Annotated in this window: 1 protein-coding gene; it reads right to left on the reverse strand. The window is 42.0% G+C overall.

Going from position 1 to position 609, the window contains the following annotated elements; genetic code table 11:
- Nucleotides 1-153 precede the first annotated feature (153 nt).
- Nucleotides 154-564 (reverse strand): hypothetical protein, encoded by a 411-nt coding sequence (locus tag APA_RS17605; RefSeq protein ID WP_201323561.1) that lies wholly within the window; start codon nucleotides 562-564, stop codon nucleotides 154-156.
- Nucleotides 565-609: the final 45 nt, after the last annotated feature.

Genomic DNA, 609 nt, shown 5'->3' on the forward strand with positions numbered 1-609 from the left:
GGCACTGGTTCCGCACTATGAGAAAAAGCTCTGAAGCCCTTTTTGTGTCTAGGTTTCGACGATTTGGTCTTAAAATGGCTAAAACCCTTGTCAAGAGAGGATTTTAGCCGAACAATCTCATAGCGCGGAACCAGTGCCAGTATCGCTAAATCATCAAAATCCAGCAAAGTGCTGTCTTGTTTTTGCTGCAATCTGGTGATCTGTCATCTTGTCAACTGTTTCAATACCCACGATAGGACTATCGAGGTTTTTCTCTTTAAGACGTTCGTTGAGTTCATCTTTTGCCGTACTTGGACCAAATATCAAAATAGACTTGGCACTACCAATAGAGGCAATAACCTCGTCATAGTAAATATTTAGACTTCCTGTAAAAGCTCGCTGGCGGCTATCATCGGCAGGGACTTGAACTGGTTCATAAGTACCCTTAAGAGGTGAGTCACCAGAACGCCGAGGCTGTTTTTCAACATCCGATGTTATCTCTCTGATCTCTTCCCCTTTCTCAGTAATAGATACGATAATAGCCTTCCTATGGTCAATCCACAGTCCTACTTTATTCGTACTCATCGATTATCTCCTTATAATTAAAAACCAAAACTTAGAAGCGTGGGT

The sequence above is a fragment of the Pseudanabaena sp. lw0831 genome, assembly GCF_016584665.1.
Classification (GTDB): domain Bacteria; phylum Cyanobacteriota; class Cyanobacteriia; order Pseudanabaenales; family Pseudanabaenaceae; genus Pseudanabaena.